The following is an 18965-nucleotide window of genomic DNA, read 5'->3' on the forward strand; positions in this document are numbered from 1 at the left end:
GATCTCGCTGTACGCTGTGGGCCGCCGACCTCGGTCTGATTTTCCGCCTCTGGTTTCGCGACGTGGATACGCATATTGCTTGCGGACATATGAACTATCTTGCCCAGCATGCACTGAGCGATTTGTGTAGACGATTTATCAGGACGCTGTAATGCAACGCTCATACGATCTTATTCCGCCTGGCTTGACCCGTATTGATCTGTTGGCCCCACCCTTTGCCGGGCATTTACATCCTGTACTGGCGATGGGCCTCGCGTTATACACGCAGTATCAGGTGCGGATTATCAGCACCCGTGGCGCAGCAGCGAAGATCACCGCCGCGGGGCTTACCTCAATGGTTTTGTCCGGTGAGTATGACACGCCGCTGCTGGCGGTGGCGAATCCACGCTATGCGGTAAAATCCAGTCCGATAAAGCTTTATCGACAGTTCGCGCTGTGGTCGGGTTACTGAAAAACTTTGCTGATGAACTGGAGCAACTAAGCATGTGCTGGTGACGCTGGTGACGCATCTGGACTGGCATAAAGAGGCGGTAGCGGGTGCCGTTGCAGTACTCGCAGGGATCATGCCCGATTGGGTGTTTCATTTTACCCAAGGAAACGGGACGAGTGGACTGCGCTATCAACAGGGCAACTTTTGTCGCGTGCCGTGGGTCGATTACGACCGGTATTTGTCACGTTATGCTGCAGTTATTCACCACGGCGGGGCCGGTATTGTGTGGCACTGCATCTCGCGTAATGTTCCCGCACTAGTTTATTCGGTCGATTATGATCAGTTTGATCATGCGGCGCGGCTGGAATACAGAGGCAAAGGGATTTGGCTACGTAGTGGACTGACGGCACTAGCGCAGGCTGGTGACACACTGCGAAAACTGGTGGAAAGATATGACAGAAAGTGAGTGTTAATGCTCGAATCGAACCTTAGTCGAAGCTTCTCATCCTTCCCGCATAGGAAGAATATGGGGCATTGCAGATTGATTTTGTGTTGGTGCTTTATGAAGTGATGGTGGTGGGGGAAGGATTACTCAGCGCTGCGCGCTTCGCCCTTCGGGTCGTTGCCTGCGGCAACGCTTTCTCGCTAACGCTCGAATCGAACCTTAGTCGAAGTTTCTCATCCTTCCCGCATAGGAAGAATATGGGGCATTGCAGATTGATTTTGTGTTGGTGTTTTACGAAGTGATGGTGGTGGGGGAAGGATTCGAACCTTCGAAGTCGATGACGGCAGATTTACAGTCTGCTCCCTTTGGCCGCTCGGGAACCCCACCAGGGGTAATTCAAATTGTAGGCAGTGCTAGAAGATGGTGGTGGGGGAAGGATTATTCGTCGCTTCGCTCCTCACCCTTCGGACCGTTGGCGTTGCCAACGTTCTCTCGCTTTCGCTCGAGTCGAACCTTAGTCGAAGGTTCTCACTCTTCCCCGACAAGTGCAAACTTCTGCATTGCTCACCGGGATAACTACATCGCTGTAGTGAATAATGGTGGTGGGGGAAGGATTCGAACCTTCGAAGTCGATGACGGCAGATTTACAGTCTGCTCCCTTTGGCCGCTCGGGAACCCCACCAGGGGTAATTCAAATTGTAGGCAGTGCTAGAAGATGGTGGTGGGGGAAGGATTATTCGTCGCTTCGCTCCTCACCCTTCGGACCGTTGGCGTTGCCAACGTTCTCTCGCTTTCGCTCGAGTCGAACCTTAGTCGAAGGTTCTCACTCTTCCCCGACAAGTGCAAACTTCTGCATTGCTCACCGGGATAACTACATCGCTGTAGTGAATAATGGTGGTGGGGGAAGGATTCGAACCTTCGAAGTCGATGACGGCAGATTTACAGTCTGCTCCCTTTGGCCGCTCGGGAACCCCACCACGGGGTAATGCTAATTACTGGCCTGCTTCCGTTGGAAGCGGGGCGCATCATATCAAATGATGCGCCCCTGTAAAGCATTCCGTTGATAAAAAAGAACTGGTTGCCTGATTTTTACACGTAAAGATGTAAAGGTAACCAATTAACTTATCAATCGATTACAGAATAATCGTTCGGTTACCGTAAACAAAGACGCGTTGAGCCAGAACCTGATACAGCGCACGGCTTAAAACATTTTTTTCAACGTCGCGACCCGCGCGCATCATATCTTCTGCGGTGTAGGTGTGATCAACATGGATCACGTCCTGCATAATGATTGGGCCTTCATCGAGGTTATCATTCACGTAGTGGGCCGTCGCGCCGATGATTTTCACGCCGCGCTCATAAGCCTGATGGTACGGACGAGCACCAATGAATGCAGGCAGGAATGAATGGTGAATATTGATAATTTTATTCGGGAAGCGTGAAACAAATGTCGGGGTCAGAACGCGCATGTATTTAGCCAGTACGACATAGTCCGGCTGGTGGGCGTCGATAGCATCAGCCATTTTCTGATCATGTTCGTCACGTGTTAAACCTTCATGGCTCACCAACTCAAACGGAATATCAAACCGTTCAACCAGAGGACGCAACGTCTCGTGATTGCCGATCACCGCGGCGATTTCAACATCCAGCCCGCCATAATTGGCCTTCATTAACAGATCGCCCAGACAATGCGCTTCCTTGGTGACCAAAATGACGATGCGGCGGCGGCCTGCTGGGGTTAGTTCACGAATCGAGCCTTCAGGTAAGGCGCTGTCCAGATCGGCAAGCAGCGTGACGTCGTTAAAAATGCCCTCCAGTTCGGTGCGCATAAAAAAGCGTCCGGTGCGGTGGTCCACAAACTCATTGTTCTGCACGATGTTCAGTTCATGCTTGTAACAGATGTTCGTAATGCGCGCGATCAGACCTTTTTGGTCCGGGCAAATAGTACGCAGCACTTTTCGTTGTAATGAATGCATTTGCAGCGGTGATCCTGTTGAGAATGTTTGCAAAATTGATACTGTCGGGCATTGATTAGCCGCAGCACTTTTTAAATTTTTTACCGGAGCCACAAGGGCAGGTATCGTTTCGTCCAATTTGGGGGCGTGTACCGTCTATATAGTACCACTGACCGTTTTCTTTTAAAAAACGAGAGCGCTCGATAATTGCACCTGTTTTACCTTGTTCAGAAAACCGTGCGACAAAACTGACATAGCCGATATTTTCTGTGTCAGCCGTATCTTGTTCAAAAACGGTCAGTCCAAGCCATTTGGTATGAGTAAATCCTGCGATAATGTCCTCGCGAAACGCGGCCGCATGACAGTCCGGATGCCAGGTCCTGATAAGGTAATCTGCGTCTTTCATCACAAAAGCACAGTAACGAGAACGCATGAGATGTGACGGCGTAGGTGCTACTTGCGCGCCGGACACATAACGGTAGCAACATAGGCTATACTCGACAGCGCTACCACAGGGACAAAGCTGAGACACAAAGTACTCCCTGGAATATAAAAACGGCGTAAAAACGCCAGAGTAGCACTATGTTAACTGAGCGGTAGCGATGTTGCTACGTCTGCAAGCCAGGGGAAGTATGTACGTACAATGAGAAAAATAAAAATTGGGCTTGCGCTAGGTTCCGGCGCGGCGCGAGGTTGGTCGCATATTGGGGTTATTAAAGCCCTTAAGCATATGGGCATCGATGTTGATATCGTGGCAGGGTGCTCCATCGGTTCTCTGGTTGGCGCTGCCTACGCCTGCAATAAGCTACCTGCTCTCGAAAAGTGGGTATGTTCTTTCAGCTATTGGGATGTTTTACGGCTGATGGATCTCTCGTGGCGCAGGGGAGGTTTACTGCGCGGTGAACGGGTATTCAATCAGTACCGTAATGTCATGCCGGTAGAAGCAATTGAGCAATGCACACGCCGTTTCGCAACAGTGGCTACTAATCTGAGTACGGGCCGGGAACTTTGGTTCACCGAAGGTGATTTGCATCTGGCTGTCCGGGCCTCCTGTAGTATTCCTGGCCTGATGTCTCCCGTGGCGCATAATGGTTACTGGCTGGTCGATGGCGCGGTGGTGAATCCCGTCCCTGTATCCCTGACTCGTGCGTTGGGGGCCGATATTGTTATTGCGGTCGACCTGCAACACGATGCGCATCTCATGCAACAAGATTTACTCTCCTTCAACGTCAATAGCGATACCGAATCGGGTGATGATGCTGACGAGCTTTCATGGCATGCCCGCCTGAAAGAGCGCTTGAGCAACATTACGACCAGGCGCGCGGTAACCGCACCGACGGCGATGGAGATCATGACGACGTCTATTCAGGTTCTGGAAAACCGTCTGAAACGTAACCGCATGGCCGGTGACCCTCCAGACATCCTGATTCAGCCGTTTTGTCCGCAAATTTCCACGCTGGATTTTCACCGAGCCAGTGCGGCAATTGCTGCCGGGCAGTTGGCGGTCGAGAAGAAAATGGATGAGCTTCTACCCCTGGTGAAAACCAACGTCTAACGCATTTTTTATCAACACTTAAGCTAATTCTGACAGGCGTGAGTGGCAATAGCATGCCACTATTTATTAAAGCCAGTCAGGGGGGAGAGTATGACGCAGCCATTGGTCGGAAAACAGATTCTTATCGTTGAGGATGAGCCAGTGTTTCGCTCACTCATGGACTCATGGTTTTCCTCTTTGGGAGCGACAACAGCGGTAGCTGGCGACGGGCTTGAAGCACTTGAACTACTCGGACATTTCACACCAGATCTAATGATTTGCGATTTGGCTATGCCAAGAATGAACGGCCTCAAACTGGTTGAGTATCTACGCAATCGCGGCGATCAGACCCCGATACTGGTGATTTCTGCGACGGAAAACATGTCCGACATAGCCAAAGCGCTACGACTCGGTGTGGATGATGTCCTATTGAAGCCGGTGAAAGACCTTAATCGCTTGCGAGAAACCGTCTTTGCATGTCTTTATCCCAATATGTTTAATTCACGCGTGGAAGAAGAAGAGCGGCTGTTTCGCGACTGGGATGCGATGGTGGACGATCCTGCCGCCGCCGCGAAGCTACTAAAAGAATTACAGCCTCCAGTTTCACAAGTGATTTCGCACTGTCGCATTAACTATCGACAATTGGTGGCAGCCGACCAACCGGGGTTGGTACTGGATATTGCGCCGCTGTCGGATCATGACCTTGCATTTTATTGCCTTGATGTGACGCGGGCAGGGGATAATGGCGTTCTGGCTGCATTATTACTACGGGCGCTATTTAATGGTTTACTGCAGGAGCAACTGACACAACAAAATCAGCGGCTGCCAGAGCTGGGTACGTTATTGAAACAGGTAAATCATTTGTTGCGACAAGCCAATTTACCAGGGCAGTTTCCCTTGCTGGTGGGGTATTACCACAGCGGATTAAAAAATCTGATTCTGGTATCAGCAGGGCTGAATGCGACATTAAATACAGGTTCCCACCATGTGCAAATCAGCAATGGCGTTCCGCTGGGTACCTTAGGTAATACGTATCTTAATCAGTTGAGCCAACATTGTGAGTCATGGCAATGCCAAATTTGGGGGGCGGGAGGTCGCCTGCGCTTGATGTTGTCTGCGGAATGAACAAATGAGAGGCGTGCAAATGAAATTGGTTCACCTTCCCAATGCTGTGAGTGCTACTATCAGCGCCAGTTTTATTCGTATTTATCTTAATTATACCGACGCGCGTCCTTTTCAGACCAGAAGCTTGCCGCTGTACTGATATACTCGGATGCGATACAGAATGATGAACACGTTCAATACATGAACAGTCCAGGAGAGTTTTAAATGGCTGCCCTTAATTCAAAAGTCAAAAAAGCCGTTATCCCGGTTGCGGGATTAGGAACCAGGATGTTACCGGCTACGAAAGCAATCCCGAAAGAGATGCTACCGTTGGTTGATAAGCCATTAATTCAGTACGTCGTAAACGAATGTATTGCTGCAGGCATCACTGAAATTGTACTTGTAACTCACTCGTCTAAGAATTCTATTGAAAACCACTTCGATACCAGCTTTGAACTTGAAGCGATGCTGGAAAAACGTGTAAAACGTCAGCTGCTTGAAGAAGTGCAATCTATTTGTCCGCCACATGTGACTATTATGCAGGTGCGTCAGGGGCTGGCTAAAGGTCTGGGTCACGCGGTATTGTGCGCGCACCCAGTGGTTGGCGATGAACCGGTAGCTGTAATTCTGCCAGACGTAATTCTTGACGAATACGAATCTGATTTATCCCGCGAAAACCTTGCCGAAATGATTCATCGTTTTGATGAAACAGGTAGCAGCCAGATTATGGTTGAACCGGTAGAAGATGTTACGGCTTATGGCGTTGTTGATTGTAAAGGCGTTGAATTATCCCCGGGCGAAAGCGTCCCGATGGTTGGCGTGGTTGAAAAACCAAAAGCTGATGTTGCGCCTTCTAATCTGGCCGTTGTGGGTCGTTACGTTCTTAGTGCCGATATCTGGCCTCTGCTGGCTAAAACCCCTCCGGGAGCGGGTGATGAAATTCAGCTGACAGATGCTATCGATATGCTGATTGAAAAAGAGACGGTTGAAGCTTATCACATGAAGGGCAAAAGCCATGACTGTGGTAATAAACTGGGCTATATGCAGGCGTTCGTTGAATATGGTATTCGCCATAAAACGCTCGGCGCCGAATTTAAAGCCTGGCTGGAAGACGAGATGGGTATTAAGAAGTAACCTGCTGGTATTATCTGGTCAGAACGGCGCTGTATTAACAGCGCCGTTTTTTTATACCTAATCCGGGTAGGGTCGAGCGAAGTACAGGTAAAAAAAATCCCGCCAGTGGCGGGATTTTAAGCAAACTATTTCTGAATTATTCCTTGATCAGGAAATCGTCCAGCTGTTTACCTTGTTCTTCCATCGCTTTTTTGATCACAGCCGGTGTACGACCCTGGCCAGTCCAGGTTTTAGTTTCACCGTTTTCGTCAACATAGCTATATTTAGCCGGACGTGCAGCGCGTTTAGCTTTGGTGCCAGATTTAACAGCAGCCATGCTATTCAGCAGTTCGTTCGGATCAATGCCGTCAGCGATCAGCATTTCACGATATTGTTGGAGTTTACGAGTACGTTCTTCAACTTCAGCAGCAGCAGCGCTTTCTTCTTCGCGACGCTCGCTAACTACAACTTCTAATTTTTCCAGCATTTCTTCAAGCGTTTCCAGAGTGCATTCTCTTGCCTGCGCACGAAGAGTACGGATGTTGTTCAGAATTTTAAGTGCTTCGCTCATTTTAGTAATCTCAAACTTATATTGGGGTGGTTTGTTGAGCTAATAATAGAGCGATAAATTCAGTTGTGCAATAGCCAGGAATGTAAGGAATTCAAAATTGCGCTTTATTTAGTATCAGAATTAATTCTCCTGTCTTAAATTCCCCATGATGTTGGGCATAAAAAAGGCTTATTGATGAGGGGGCTTCTCTGCGGCTGAGAGTAAAAATTCAAGATTCAGGTCACATTTTATGGTGTACAAATAGTATCTCTTTGCAGTGATTTCAACCTTTTGTATTAGTTTTGCTTACGTGAATTCGCTAATACATGGCAACAGTGGGTAGATTCAATAACAATATGGGAAGGGTTTCTTTATTGCCGTATGATGATAAGTGACATTGATAAATTTCATGAGCACTATTTGTGAAAGAGTGTGTATATACGCGTCCGAACTCAGGCTGTTTGGTCGATGGTTGTATGCTCTCTAGCTACCCGTTACTTAAATTCAGGTGGCGCTGTGCGAGCTTGCCCGCTCATTTATACGCCTTTGCGGCCAACGCTACACCGACATGTTCGTGAAATATGATACAATCCCGCCCATATTTATTTCCCCGGGTGAGGGCCTTCGGTCAATGGCACAACTATATTTTTACTATTCTGCAATGAACGCAGGTAAGTCGACTGCATTGTTGCAATCTTCGTACAATTATCAGGAACGTGGGATGCGTGCCGTTGTATATACAGCGGAAATTGATGACCGTTTTGGTGCTGGAAAAGTAAGTTCACGTATAGGTCTGTCGTCACCTGCAAAATTGTTTAACCAAAATTCATCATTGTTCGAAGAGATTCGCGCCGAGAATGCGCAACAAAGAATTCACTGTGTTCTGGTCGATGAGTCTCAGTTTCTGACCCGGCAACAGGTTTATGAATTATCTGAAGTTGTCGACCAACTGGATATTCCTGTTTTGTGCTACGGCTTACGTACTGATTTTCGCGGCGAGCTATTTGGTGGCAGCGAATACCTGCTTGCGTGGTCAGATAAACTGGTTGAATTAAAGACCATTTGTTTCTGTGGCCGTAAGGCTAGCATGGTATTACGTCTTGATCAGGCTGGAAGGCCTTATAACGAGGGCGAGCAGGTGGTTATCGGCGGGAACGAACGCTATGTGTCGGTATGCCGTAAACACTACAAACAAGCGCAGTCTGAGGGCTCTCTGACGGCGATACAAGAACGACACAGCCACGATTAACCCTGTACGCTTCTGAGCGCTTATAAACGCAGGGTAGGCTGGAACCTTCGCCAATGTTCTCTACCCTGTCAGACTCTCTTCTGATGGCTATTCTCACACCTTCCTAAATACATCTCTTACAGTGCCATTCTATTCACATGGCTAAATTGTGTATCACCCGATTCTCATAACACAAGACGAAAAAAAACGGTCCCAACTGGGACCGTTTATGGTGAAACTAAAACTTATCTGAGCAAATTAAGCGGATTTCTTCGCTTTCTTTTCTGCTTTCGGTGCAGCTACTGCTTCAGTCTTAGCGGCAGTCTGGTCTTCGCTGTACTCGCGACCGTAGTAGGTATCCAGCAGAATCTGTTTCAGTTCAGCAATCAGCGGGTAACGTGGGTTAGCACCAGTACACTGGTCGTCAAACGCGTCTTCAGACAGTTTGTCCACGTGTGCCAGGAAGTCAGCTTCCTGAACGCCAGCTTCACGGATAGACTTAGGAATACCCAGTTCAGCTTTGATTTCTTCCAACCAACCCAGCAGTTTCTGGATTTTCGCGGCAGTACGGTCGCCCGGTGCGCTCAGACCCAGATGGTCTGCGATTTCAGCGTAGCGACGGCGTGCCTGCGGACGGTCGTACTGGCTGAATGCAGTCTGTTTAGTCGGGTTGTCGTTCGCGTTATAGCGAATAACGTTGCTGATCAGCAGGGCGTTCGCCAGACCGTGAGGAATGTGGAACTGAGAACCCAGTTTGTGCGCCATTGAGTGACATACACCCAGGAAGGCGTTAGCAAACGCGATACCGGCGATAGTCGCTGCACTGTGTACACGCTCACGCGCTACCGGGTTCTTAGAACCTTCATGGTAAGACGCAGGCAGGTTTTCTTTCAGCAATTTCAGCGCTTGCAGAGCCTGACCGTCAGAGAACTCAGAAGCCAGTACTGAAACGTACGCTTCCAGAGCGTGAGTTACGGCATCCAGACCACCGAACGCACACAGGGACTTCGGCATATCCATAACCAGGTTGGCGTCAACAATCGCCATATCCGGAGTCAGCGCGTAGTCTGCCAGCGGATATTTCTGCCCAGTTGCATCGTCAGTAACAACCGCAAACGGAGTCACTTCAGAACCGGTACCGGAAGTGGTGGTAACTGCAACCATCTTCGCTTTCACGCCCATTTTCGGGAACTTGTAGATACGTTTACGGATGTCCATAAAGCGCAGCGCCAGTTCTTCGAAGTGGGTTTCCGGGTGCTCATACATAACCCACATGATTTTCGCGGCGTCCATCGGGGAACCACCACCCAGCGCGATGATTACGTCTGGTTTGAAGGAGTTAGCCAGCTCAGCACCTTTGCGAACAACGGTCAGAGTCGGGTCAGCTTCAACTTCAAAGAACACTTCGGTTTCAACGCCAGCAGCTTTCAGAACGGAGGTGATCTGGTCTGCATAACCGTTGTTGAACAGGAAGCGGTCGGTCACGATCAGCGCACGTTTGTGACCATCGGTAATCACTTCATCCAGTGCGATTGGCAGAGAGCCACGACGGAAGTAGATAGATTTCGGAAGTTTGTGCCACAACATGTTTTCAGCTCGCTTAGCAACGGTTTTCTTGTTGATCAGGTGCTTAGGACCAACGTTTTCAGAGATGGAGTTACCACCCCAGGAACCACAACCCAGTGTCAGGGAAGGTGCGAGTTTGAAGTTGTACAGGTCACCGATACCACCCTGAGAAGCCGGGGTGTTAATCAGGATACGTGCGGTTTTCATCATCTGACCGAAGTAAGCAACACGCTCTGGCTGGTTGTCCTGGTCAGTGTACAGGCAAGAAGTATGGCCGATACCGCCCATCGCAACCAGTTTTTCAGCTTTAATGACAGCGTCTTCGAAGTCCTTCGCACGGTACATTGCCAGCGTCGGAGACAGTTTTTCGTGAGCAAACGGTTCGCTTTCGTCGACAACCTTCACTTCACCGATCAGAATCTTAGTGGTTTCTGGTACGGAGAAGCCTGCCAGTTCAGCAATCTTGTATGCCGGCTGACCAACGATAGCTGCGTTCAGCGCGCCATTTTTCAGGATAACGTCCTGGACTGCTTTCAGCTCTTTGCCCTGCAGCATGTAGCCGCCGTGAGTCGCAAAACGCTCACGTACTGCATCATATACAGAGTCAACCACGACGACAGACTGCTCAGAAGCACAGATTACGCCGTTATCGAAGGTTTTAGACATCAGAACAGATGCAACAGCACGTTTGATATCAGCGGTTTCGTCGATAACAACAGGGGTGTTACCTGCGCCTACGCCGATAGCCGGTTTACCGGAGCTGTATGCCGCTTTAACCATGCCTGGACCACCGGTCGCAAGGATCAGGTTGATGTCCGGGTGGTGCATCAGTGCATTAGACAGTTCAACGGAAGGTTGATCGATCCAGCCGATCAGATCTTTCGGTGCGCCGGCAGCGATGGCTGCTTGCAGAACGATGTCAGCTGCTTTGTTAGTTGCATCTTTTGCACGCGGATGCGGAGAGAATATGATGGCGTTACGGGTCTTCAGGCTGATCAGTGATTTGAAGATCGCAGTAGAAGTTGGGTTAGTGGTTGGAACGATACCGCAGATGATACCAATAGGTTCCGCAATGGTAATGGTACCGAAAGTGTCGTCTTCAGACAGCACACCACAGGTTTTTTCATCTTTGTAAGCGTTGTAAATGTATTCAGAAGCAAAGTGGTTTTTGATCACTTTATCTTCGACAATACCCATGCCGGATTCGGCAACGGCCATTTTCGCGAGAGGGATTCGAGCGTCTGCGGCAGCCAGAGCGGCGGCACGGAAGATTTTGTCAACCTGTTCTTGAGTGAAACTGGCATATTCACGCTGGGCTTTTTTTACGCGCTCTACAAGTGCGTTAAGTTCAGCGACATTAGTAACAGCCATGATGCTCTCCTGATAATGTTAAACTTTTTTAGTAAATCATCTGCTCGATACGAGAGTATAGACAGACCGACGAAAATTTGTGTAACGGTTTGAAAATCAAACGGTTAATTAACGTCCACTTTACTTTGATTTACTAAAAGAGCTTATACGCTAGCGCCAGTTAACCCTAACGCATTACCTCCAGGTGGCGTAAGCAAGATTACTCACTTCTGAGTAGTAATTGCGTGATCTGGATCAAAAATTCGCAAAGCTGACACCTTTCAGCAGGCCCTTTTAGCGTCTCTCGTTAAGTGTTAACAAATTGACGTAATGAATGCTAATAACATTAGCATAATCAATACATATTAATAACACTGAGTATTGGTAGCGTATTTACGTAGATATACGAAGATAGAAGGTGAAGTATGCTGACAAAAGGCGTATCTTCAGCGCGGATTTTATCAATTTTTATGACTCATTTTATCCGGCTAACGCTTCGGAGCTAACCGTGATCCAAACGCTATTTGATTTTCCTGTCTATTTTAAATTTTTCATTGGGTTATTTGCGTTGGTCAACCCGGTAGGGATCATCCCCGTCTTTATCAGTATGACCAGCTATCAAACTGCTGCAGCGCGAAACAAAACCAACCTTACGGCAAACCTGTCGGTCGCTATCATCCTGTGGACTTCGCTGTTTCTTGGAGATGGTATTCTGCAACTTTTCGGTATCTCAATAGATTCGTTCAGGATTGCCGGCGGCATTCTGGTTGTGACTATCGCGATGTCAATGATTAGCGGAAAACTAGGGGAAGATAAACAAAACAAACAGGAAAAATCAGAAACCGCAATCCGTGAGAGTATCGGCGTTGTACCGTTGGCATTGCCGTTGATGGCGGGGCCGGGGGCGATAAGCTCAACTATTGTTTGGGGTACGCGATATCACAGTGCGATTAACCTGTTTGGCTTTTTTGTCGCGATTGCGCTGTTTGCCCTGTGCTGCTGGGGGCTGTTTCGCATGGCACCATGGTTAGTGCGCCTGTTGGGCCAAACCGGTATCAACGTCATTACGCGTATTATGGGGCTGCTGTTAATGGCCTTAGGTATTGAATTCATCGTTACAGGCATTAAATCTATTTTCCCAGGTTTGCTGGCCTGATATCTCTCTTCTGTACAAACGGAGTCGGTCCCGGCTCCGTTTCCTTTCATTATCAGTAAAACTTCTCACTAAAGTTGAAAATCAGCAAAGTAATAATAAAAAATTATGATGATTACTCATTTGTTTATTCGTTGATTTTATGAATGTAGCACCCATCAGTCCGCCAGATGGATCCCGATGTCGCTGTTATTTTATTAACATCATACTCTGGGGCTTGCTGAAGGATTATCGAAATGTTATTAGTTATTTCAGCGTTTTTTTCAGTTGAATGTGCTAATTAATAACCAATTGTTAAATTTATGTGCATTTTGACAGGGCGTTGACACCGGACAGGGTAGTTAACACTGCTGTCGGTATAATGCATTGATTTATTTTAGTTTTTTATAATGGATCTTCATTCGTAAGACTTTTTAAGTGAGATTTATTTCCAATAAAAGAGAATTGGTTAACAAATTTGTAAAATGTATTGGCGGTTAAGAAACGCATTTGATACTTTCCGGCCAGGTATTATGCAGAAGAATTCACGTTGATGAGAATCATTTGCAGTTAGTTTCTCTCAACAGGGTAATAGCGTGTTTCCGGCAGGGGAGGCACGTAGAGAATCGACGCAAGGCGGTCATACGAATCGCCAGAATAAATAAAGTCGGTGATAGCAAGCAGTAAAACAATAAACCACCTGACGGCAGAAAATCTCCGGTGCCGTACAGGGATCCTGACAGGATTAACAGTCTGGTTAAAAAACCAGCCATAATAATGAGGGAGTACAACACAATGACTAACATCACTAAAAAAAGTTTAGTAGCTGCGGGGATCTTAACTGCGCTAGTCGCTGGAAATGTTGCCACGGCGGCAGTAGTGCCAGCGGGTGTGCAGCTTGCTGAAAAGCAGACTCTGGTGCGCAATAACGGTTCGGAAGTGCAGTCACTCGATCCCCACAAAATCGAAGGTGTACCTGAATCCAACATTAACCGTGACCTGTTTGAAGGTTTATTAATCAGTGATGTCGATGGCAAACCATCGCCTGGAGTGGCTGAAAAATGGGAAAATAAAGATTTTAAAGTCTGGACATTCCATCTGCGTAAAGATGCAAAGTGGTCTGACGGCACGCCTGTTACCGCGCAAGATTTCGTGTATAGCTGGCAACGACTGGCTAACCCAAATACCGCTTCACCGTATGCCAGTTATTTGCAGTACGGTCATATTGTCAATATTGATGATATTATCGCCGGCAAAAAGCCGATCACCGATCTCGGTGTAAAAGCTCTCGACGATCATACTTTTGAAGTCACCCTCAGCGAACCAGTTCCTTATTTCTACAAACTGCTTGTGCACTCCTCCGTTTCACCGGTTCCTAGAGCTGCTGTTGAAAAATTCGGCGAGAAGTGGACCCAGCCCGCTAACATCGTTACTAACGGTGCGTATAAACTGAAAGACTGGGTTGTCAACGAGCGCATTGTGCTTGAGCGTAATACCAACTATTGGGACAACGCCAAAACGGTTATTAACCAGGTAACCTACCTGCCTATTTCTTCTGAAGTGACTGACGTTAACCGCTATCGCAGCGGTGAAATCGACATGACCTATAACAACATGCCGATTGAGTTATTCCAGAAACTGAAAAAAGAGATCCCGAACGAAGTCCACGTTGACCCGTATCTGTGCACCTATTATTACGAAATTAACAACCAGAAAGCACCGTTCAACGATGTTCGTGTTCGTACCGCCCTGAAGCTGGCGTTGGATCGTGATATTATCGTCAATAAAGTGAAAAACCAGGGTGACCTGCCGGCATATAGCTTTACTCCTCCATACACCGATGGTGCGAAACTGGTTGAGCCAGAGTGGTTCAAGTGGTCTCAGGAAAAACGTAATGAAGAAGCGAAGAAACTGCTGGCTGAGGCCGGATATACCGCTGAAAAACCTCTGACCTTTGATCTGTTGTATAACACCTCAGACCTGCATAAGAAGCTGGCTATTGCCGCGGCATCTATCTGGAAGAAAAATCTGGGTGCTAATGTGAAGCTGGAAAACCAGGAATGGAAAACGTTCCTCGATACGCGCCACCAGGGCAACTATGATGTTTCGCGTGCGGGCTGGTGTGCGGACTATAACGAACCGACGTCCTTCCTGAATATGGTGCTGTCCGACAGCTCCAATAATACCGTCCACTATAAGAGTCCGGCATTTGATAAGCTGATTGCGGATACGCTGAAAGTGACGGATGAAGCGCAGCGCAGCGAACTGTATTCGAAAGCGGAACAGCAACTGGATAAAGATTCTGCGATTGTACCGGTTTATTACTATGTTAATGCCCGCCTGGTGAAACCATGGGTTGGCGGATACTCCGGTAAAGACCCGATGGATAATATCCACGTTAAAGACTTGTATATTATCAAGCATTAATGGCAAGACGTGGGGCGATCAAAGTTGCCCCACAGTGTCTTTTTCTTCGAACTATAAATACCTCTTTAGACAAAGAGAGGTATACCCTAAATAATTCACGTTGCAGGAAAGCGGCAACGCAGCGAATCGCCAGAAGCTTACTTAAGTAAGTGACTGGCGTGAGCGAGTAAAGCCAACGCACCTGCAGCTTGAAGTATGACGGGTATAAAGGCACACGCCAGAAGGTACGGGCAATGTTAAAATTCATATTACGTCGCTGTCTGGAAGCGATTCCGACGCTGTTTATTCTTATTACGATTTCATTCTTTATGATGCGCCTTGCGCCCGGAAGCCCATTCACCGGGGAACGCGCGTTACCGCCAGAGGTGCTGGCGAATATTGAAGCGAAATATCATCTTAACGATCCTATCTCGACGCAGTATTTCAGCTATCTGAAACAGCTGGCGCATGGCGATTTTGGGCCATCCTTTAAATATAAAGACTACACGGTTAACGACCTCGTTGCCTCCAGCTTTCCGGTTTCTGCGAAGCTGGGTGCGGCAGCCTTTATTCTGGCGGTACTCGTCGGCGTTAGCGCCGGAGTGATAGCCGCGCTGAAGCAAAATACACGTTGGGACTACACGGTGATGGGGGTGGCAATGACCGGGGTAGTTATCCCCAGTTTCGTGGTCGCTCCCTTATTGGTCATGATATTTGCCATAACCTTGAAATGGCTACCCGGCGGGGGCTGGAACGGCGGGGCGCTGAAATTTATGATCCTGCCGATGGTGGCGTTATCGCTTGCCTACATCGCCAGTATCGCCCGTATTACTCGCGGTTCGATGATTGAAGTACTGCACTCTAACTTTATTCGTACCGCGCGCGCTAAAGGGCTACCGATGCGGCGGATTATTTTCCGCCATGCGTTAAAACCTGCGCTGTTGCCAGTACTGTCCTATATGGGACCGGCATTTGTCGGCATTATCACAGGTTCGATGGTTATTGAAACCATCTATGGTTTGCCGGGCATTGGCCAGTTGTTCGTCAATGGCGCGTTAAACCGCGATTATTCGCTGGTTCTGAGTCTGACCATACTGGTGGGTACGCTGACCATCGTGTTTAACGCGATTGTCGATGTGCTGTATGCCGTTATCGACCCGAAAATTCGTTACTGATACTGGAGCTCGCTATGATGTTAAGTAAGAAAAACAGCGAAGCGCTGGAGAATTTCAGTGAAAAGCTGGAGGTCGAAGGCCGCAGCCTGTGGCAGGACGCGCGTCGACGCTTTATGCATAACCGCGCGGCGGTAGCAAGTCTGGTGGTGCTGGTAATTATTGCGCTATTTGTAACCCTGGCGCCAATGTTGTCGCAGTTTACCTACTTCGATACTGACTGGGGCATGATGTCCAGCGCGCCGGATACGGAATCAGGCCACTATTTCGGTACTGACTCGTCGGGACGCGACCTGTTGGTGCGCGTGGCGATTGGCGGGCGCATCTCGCTGATGGTCGGCATTGCGGCGGCGTTGGTCGCGGTGGTTGTGGGTACACTGTATGGTTCTCTGTCGGGCTACCTCGGCGGAAAAATCGACTCGGTGATGATGCGTCTGCTGGAAATCCTCAACTCCTTTCCGTTCATGTTCTTCGTGATCCTGCTGGTCACCTTCTTTGGGCAAAATATCCTGCTGATTTTTGTCGCGATCGGGATGGTCTCCTGGCTGGATATGGCGCGTATCGTGCGTGGACAAACGCTGAGCCTCAAGCGCAAAGAGTTTATTGAAGCGGCGCAAGTGGGTGGAGTATCTACCGTGCGTATTGTTATCCGCCATATTGTGCCGAACGTGCTGGGTGTGGTGGTGGTATACGCTTCATTGCTGGTGCCGAGCATGATCCTGTTTGAATCCTTCCTGAGCTTTTTGGGATTAGGTACGCAGGAGCCGTTAAGTAGCTGGGGCGCGCTGCTCAGTGATGGTGCCAACTCGATGGAAGTCTCACCATGGCTGCTGCTGTTCCCGGCAGGTTTCCTGGTGGTTACTTTGTTCTGTTTTAACTTTATTGGCGATGGCCTGCGTGATGCCCTCGACCCGAAAGACCGTTAAGGAGTGCAGCCATGAGCGTAATTGAAACCTCAACCGCGCCGCTCGCGCAACAACAGGCTAACGCACTGCTGAACGTAAAAGATCTGCGCGTGACGTTTGCTACCCCCGACGGCGATGTTACTGCGGTCAACGATTTAAACTTTTCTCTGCGAGCCGGAGAAACGTTGGGTATTGTCGGTGAATCCGGTTCGGGTAAATCGCAAACAGCCTTTGCCCTGATGGGCCTGTTGGCGGCGAATGGTCGTATCGGGGGCTCCGCAACGTTCAACGGGCGTGAAATTCTGAATTTACCGGAACGTGAACTGAACAAACTGCGCGCCGAGCAAATCTCGATGATTTTCCAGGACCCAATGACATCTCTCAATCCGTACATGCGGGTTGGGGAGCAGTTGATGGAAGTTCTGATGCTGCATAAAGGCATGAGCAAAGCGGAAGCTTTTGAAGAGTCAGTCAGAATGCTGGATGCGGTGAAGATGCCGGAAGCGCGTAAGCGTATGAAAATGTATCCGCATGAATTCTCCGGTGGTATGCGTCAGCGTGTAATGATCGCCATGGCACTGCTGTGCAGGCCCAAATTACTGATAGCCGATGAACCGACCACTGCGCTTGATGTAACGGTACAGGCGCAAATTATGACGCTGCTGAATGAACTGAAAAGCGAATTCAACACCGCGATTATTATGATCACCCACGATCTAGGGGTTGTTGCCGGTATTTGCGATAAAGTCCTGGTGATGTACGCCGGACGCACTATGGAATACGGCAGTGCGCGGGATGTCTTTTATAAGCCCGTTCATCCGTATTCGATTGGTTTGCTAAATGCCGTACCTCGTCTGGATGCAGAAGGGGAAGAGATGCTCACTATACCGGGTAACCCACCGAACCTGCTGCGTCTACCAAAAGGCTGTCCATTCCAGCCGCGTTGCCCGCATGCGATGGAAATCTGTAGCAGTGCTCCGCCACTGGAGGAGTTTAGTCCAGGCCGCCTGCGTGCCTGCTTTAAGCCGGTGGAGGAATTGGTATGAATGCGGTGACCGAACAACGTAAAGTGCTCCTTGAGATTGCCGACCTTAAAGTCCATTTTGATATTAAAGATGGCAAACAGTGGTTCTGGCAACCGACTAAAACCCTGAAGGCGGTTGATGGCGTAACCCTGCGACTGTATGAGGGCGAAACCCTGGGCGTGGTCGGTGAATCAGGCTGCGGAAAATCGACCTTTGCCCGTGCGATTATCGGCCTGGTGAAGGCCACCGATGGAAAGGTTGCCTGGCTGGGTAAAGATTTACTGGGCATGAAACCCGATGAGTGGCGGGAAGTACGCAGCGATATCCAGATGATTTTCCAGGATCCTCTGGCATCGTTAAACCCGCGTATGACCATTGGTGAAATCATTGCCGAACCGCTGCGAACTTATCATCCGAATCTTCCAGGTCAGGAAGTCCGCGACCGTGTGAAGGCGATGATGATGAAGGTTGGACTACTGCCCAACCTGATTAACCGCTACCCACATGAGTTTTCCGGTGGCCAGTGTCAGCGTATTGGTATTGCCCGCGCGCTGATCCTGGAACCGAAATTGATTATCTGCGATGAACCGGTTTCGGCGCTGGATGTATCAATCCAGGCTCAGGTGGTTAATCTGCTGCAACAGCTTCAGCGCGAAATGGGATTATCGTTAATCTTCATTGCTCACGACCTCGCGGTGGTTAAACATATCTCCGACCGTGTGCTGGTTATGTATCTTGGACACGCGGTGGAATTAGGGACCTATGATGAGGTGTACCATAACCCGCTGCATCCTTATACCAAAGCGCTGATGTCTGCAGTGCCGATTCCCGACCCCGATCAGGAAAGGAACAAGGTTATCCAGTTGCTGGAAGGCGAGTTACCGTCCCCGATTAATCCTCCTTCCGGTTGCGTGTTCCGTACGCGCTGCCCGATTGCCGGACCGGAATGCGCAAAAACGCGCCCGGTTCTCGAAGGAAGTTTCCGACACGCAGTTTCCTGCCTGAAAGTAGACCCGCTATAATCCTGAGGGCTGACAAAGGTCAGCCCTT

General features: G+C 49.0%; 14 protein-coding genes, 3 tRNA genes, 3 other RNA genes and 1 pseudogene. 11 read left to right on the forward strand and 10 right to left on the reverse strand.

Features of this window, described 5'->3' with window-relative positions; all coding sequences use genetic code 11:
* Window positions 1–151: 151 nt before the first annotated feature.
* A pseudogene (locus OGY83_RS25165) lies at window positions 152–896 on the forward strand (glycosyltransferase).
* 105 nt (window positions 897–1001) lie between these two features.
* On the opposite strand, the gene OGY83_RS03700 reads toward OGY83_RS25165, so the two are convergent.
* The 8 genes from OGY83_RS03700 to OGY83_RS03735 all read right to left on the reverse strand — a co-directional run bounded on the left by OGY83_RS03700 (window position 1002) and on the right by OGY83_RS03735 (window position 3362).
* A non-coding RNA gene (locus OGY83_RS03700) (RtT sRNA) lies at window positions 1002–1133 on the reverse strand.
* Between the two features lie 44 nt (window positions 1134–1177).
* Window positions 1178–1262, reverse strand: a tRNA-Tyr gene (locus OGY83_RS03705).
* A 34-nt stretch (window positions 1263–1296) separates the two neighbouring features.
* A non-coding RNA gene (locus tag OGY83_RS03710) (RtT sRNA) lies at window positions 1297–1428 on the reverse strand.
* A 44-nt stretch (window positions 1429–1472) separates the two neighbouring features.
* A tRNA-Tyr gene (locus OGY83_RS03715) sits at window positions 1473–1557 on the reverse strand.
* Window positions 1558–1591: 34 nt separating this feature from the next.
* Window positions 1592–1723, reverse strand: a non-coding RNA gene (locus OGY83_RS03720) — RtT sRNA.
* A 44-nt stretch (window positions 1724–1767) separates the two neighbouring features.
* Window positions 1768–1852, reverse strand: a tRNA-Tyr gene (locus OGY83_RS03725).
* Between the two features lie 156 nt (window positions 1853–2008).
* Window positions 2009–2851, reverse strand: a complete 843-nt coding sequence (purU, locus tag OGY83_RS03730; protein WP_003020737.1) for a formyltetrahydrofolate deformylase — start codon at window positions 2849–2851, stop codon at window positions 2009–2011.
* Between the two features lie 55 nt (window positions 2852–2906).
* The gene (locus OGY83_RS03735; RefSeq protein ID WP_079937398.1) at window positions 2907–3362 is read right to left on the reverse strand and encodes a YchJ family protein; all 456 of its coding nucleotides are present in this window, start codon (window positions 3360–3362) and stop codon (window positions 2907–2909) included.
* 111 nt (window positions 3363–3473) lie between these two features.
* Here OGY83_RS03735 and rssA point away from each other — a divergent pair, with 111 nt between their 5' ends.
* The 3 genes from rssA (at window position 3474) to galU (ending at window position 6602) form a co-directional block, all read left to right on the forward strand.
* The gene (rssA, locus tag OGY83_RS03740) at window positions 3474–4385 is read left to right on the forward strand and encodes a patatin-like phospholipase RssA (protein WP_079937397.1); all 912 of its coding nucleotides are present in this window, start codon (window positions 3474–3476) and stop codon (window positions 4383–4385) included.
* Between the two features lie 90 nt (window positions 4386–4475).
* Window positions 4476–5489, forward strand: coding sequence for a two-component system response regulator RssB (gene rssB, locus OGY83_RS03745; RefSeq protein ID WP_079937396.1), 1014 nt, complete (start codon window positions 4476–4478; stop codon window positions 5487–5489).
* Between the two features lie 204 nt (window positions 5490–5693).
* Window positions 5694–6602, forward strand: a complete 909-nt coding sequence (gene galU / locus OGY83_RS03750) for a UTP--glucose-1-phosphate uridylyltransferase GalU (protein WP_286635313.1) — start codon at window positions 5694–5696, stop codon at window positions 6600–6602.
* A 136-nt stretch (window positions 6603–6738) separates the two neighbouring features.
* Here the strand turns inward: galU and hns are convergent, their stop codons facing one another.
* On the reverse strand, window positions 6739–7152 hold the full coding sequence (gene hns / locus OGY83_RS03755; protein WP_003020723.1) for a histone-like nucleoid-structuring protein H-NS: 414 nt from the start codon (window positions 7150–7152) through the stop codon (window positions 6739–6741).
* A 610-nt stretch (window positions 7153–7762) separates the two neighbouring features.
* Between hns and tdk the strand changes: the two genes are divergently transcribed.
* Window positions 7763–8380, forward strand: coding sequence for a thymidine kinase (gene tdk / locus OGY83_RS03760; protein ID WP_008784954.1), 618 nt, complete (start codon window positions 7763–7765; stop codon window positions 8378–8380).
* Window positions 8381–8617: 237 nt separating this feature from the next.
* Here the strand turns inward: tdk and adhE are convergent, their stop codons facing one another.
* Window positions 8618–11296 carry a bifunctional acetaldehyde-CoA/alcohol dehydrogenase gene (gene adhE / locus OGY83_RS03765; RefSeq protein WP_123267320.1) on the reverse strand — a complete coding sequence of 893 codons (2679 nt, stop codon included), beginning with the start codon at window positions 11294–11296 and terminating at the stop codon, window positions 8618–8620.
* Window positions 11297–11783: 487 nt separating this feature from the next.
* Between adhE and ychE the strand changes: the two genes are divergently transcribed.
* The 6 genes from ychE (at window position 11784) to oppF (ending at window position 18937) form a co-directional block, all read left to right on the forward strand.
* Entirely contained in the window at window positions 11784–12431 is a 648-nt protein-coding gene (gene ychE, locus OGY83_RS03770; protein ID WP_003020714.1) for an NAAT family transporter YchE, read from the forward strand.
* A 771-nt stretch (window positions 12432–13202) separates the two neighbouring features.
* The gene (gene oppA / locus OGY83_RS03775; protein WP_003020712.1) at window positions 13203–14834 is read left to right on the forward strand and encodes an oligopeptide ABC transporter substrate-binding protein OppA; all 1632 of its coding nucleotides are present in this window, start codon (window positions 13203–13205) and stop codon (window positions 14832–14834) included.
* 233 nt (window positions 14835–15067) lie between these two features.
* Window positions 15068–15988 carry an oligopeptide ABC transporter permease OppB gene (gene oppB / locus OGY83_RS03780; RefSeq protein ID WP_003020708.1) on the forward strand — a complete coding sequence of 307 codons (921 nt, stop codon included), beginning with the start codon at window positions 15068–15070 and terminating at the stop codon, window positions 15986–15988.
* A 14-nt stretch (window positions 15989–16002) separates the two neighbouring features.
* A complete protein-coding gene (gene oppC, locus OGY83_RS03785) occupies window positions 16003–16911 on the forward strand; it encodes an oligopeptide ABC transporter permease OppC (protein ID WP_003020701.1) in 909 nt (302 codons plus the stop codon).
* An 11-nt stretch (window positions 16912–16922) separates the two neighbouring features.
* Window positions 16923–17936 (forward strand): murein tripeptide/oligopeptide ABC transporter ATP-binding protein OppD, encoded by a 1014-nt coding sequence (gene oppD, locus OGY83_RS03790; RefSeq protein WP_003833364.1) that lies wholly within the window; start codon window positions 16923–16925, stop codon window positions 17934–17936.
* The gene (gene oppF, locus OGY83_RS03795) at window positions 17933–18937 is read left to right on the forward strand and encodes a murein tripeptide/oligopeptide ABC transporter ATP-binding protein OppF (protein WP_003833363.1); all 1005 of its coding nucleotides are present in this window, start codon (window positions 17933–17935) and stop codon (window positions 18935–18937) included. The genes oppD and oppF overlap by 4 nt, the downstream gene beginning before the upstream one ends.
* Window positions 18938–18965: the final 28 nt, after the last annotated feature.

This window comes from Citrobacter sp. Cpo090, assembly GCF_030332665.1.
Taxonomy (GTDB): Bacteria; Pseudomonadota; Gammaproteobacteria; order Enterobacterales; family Enterobacteriaceae; genus Citrobacter; species Citrobacter portucalensis.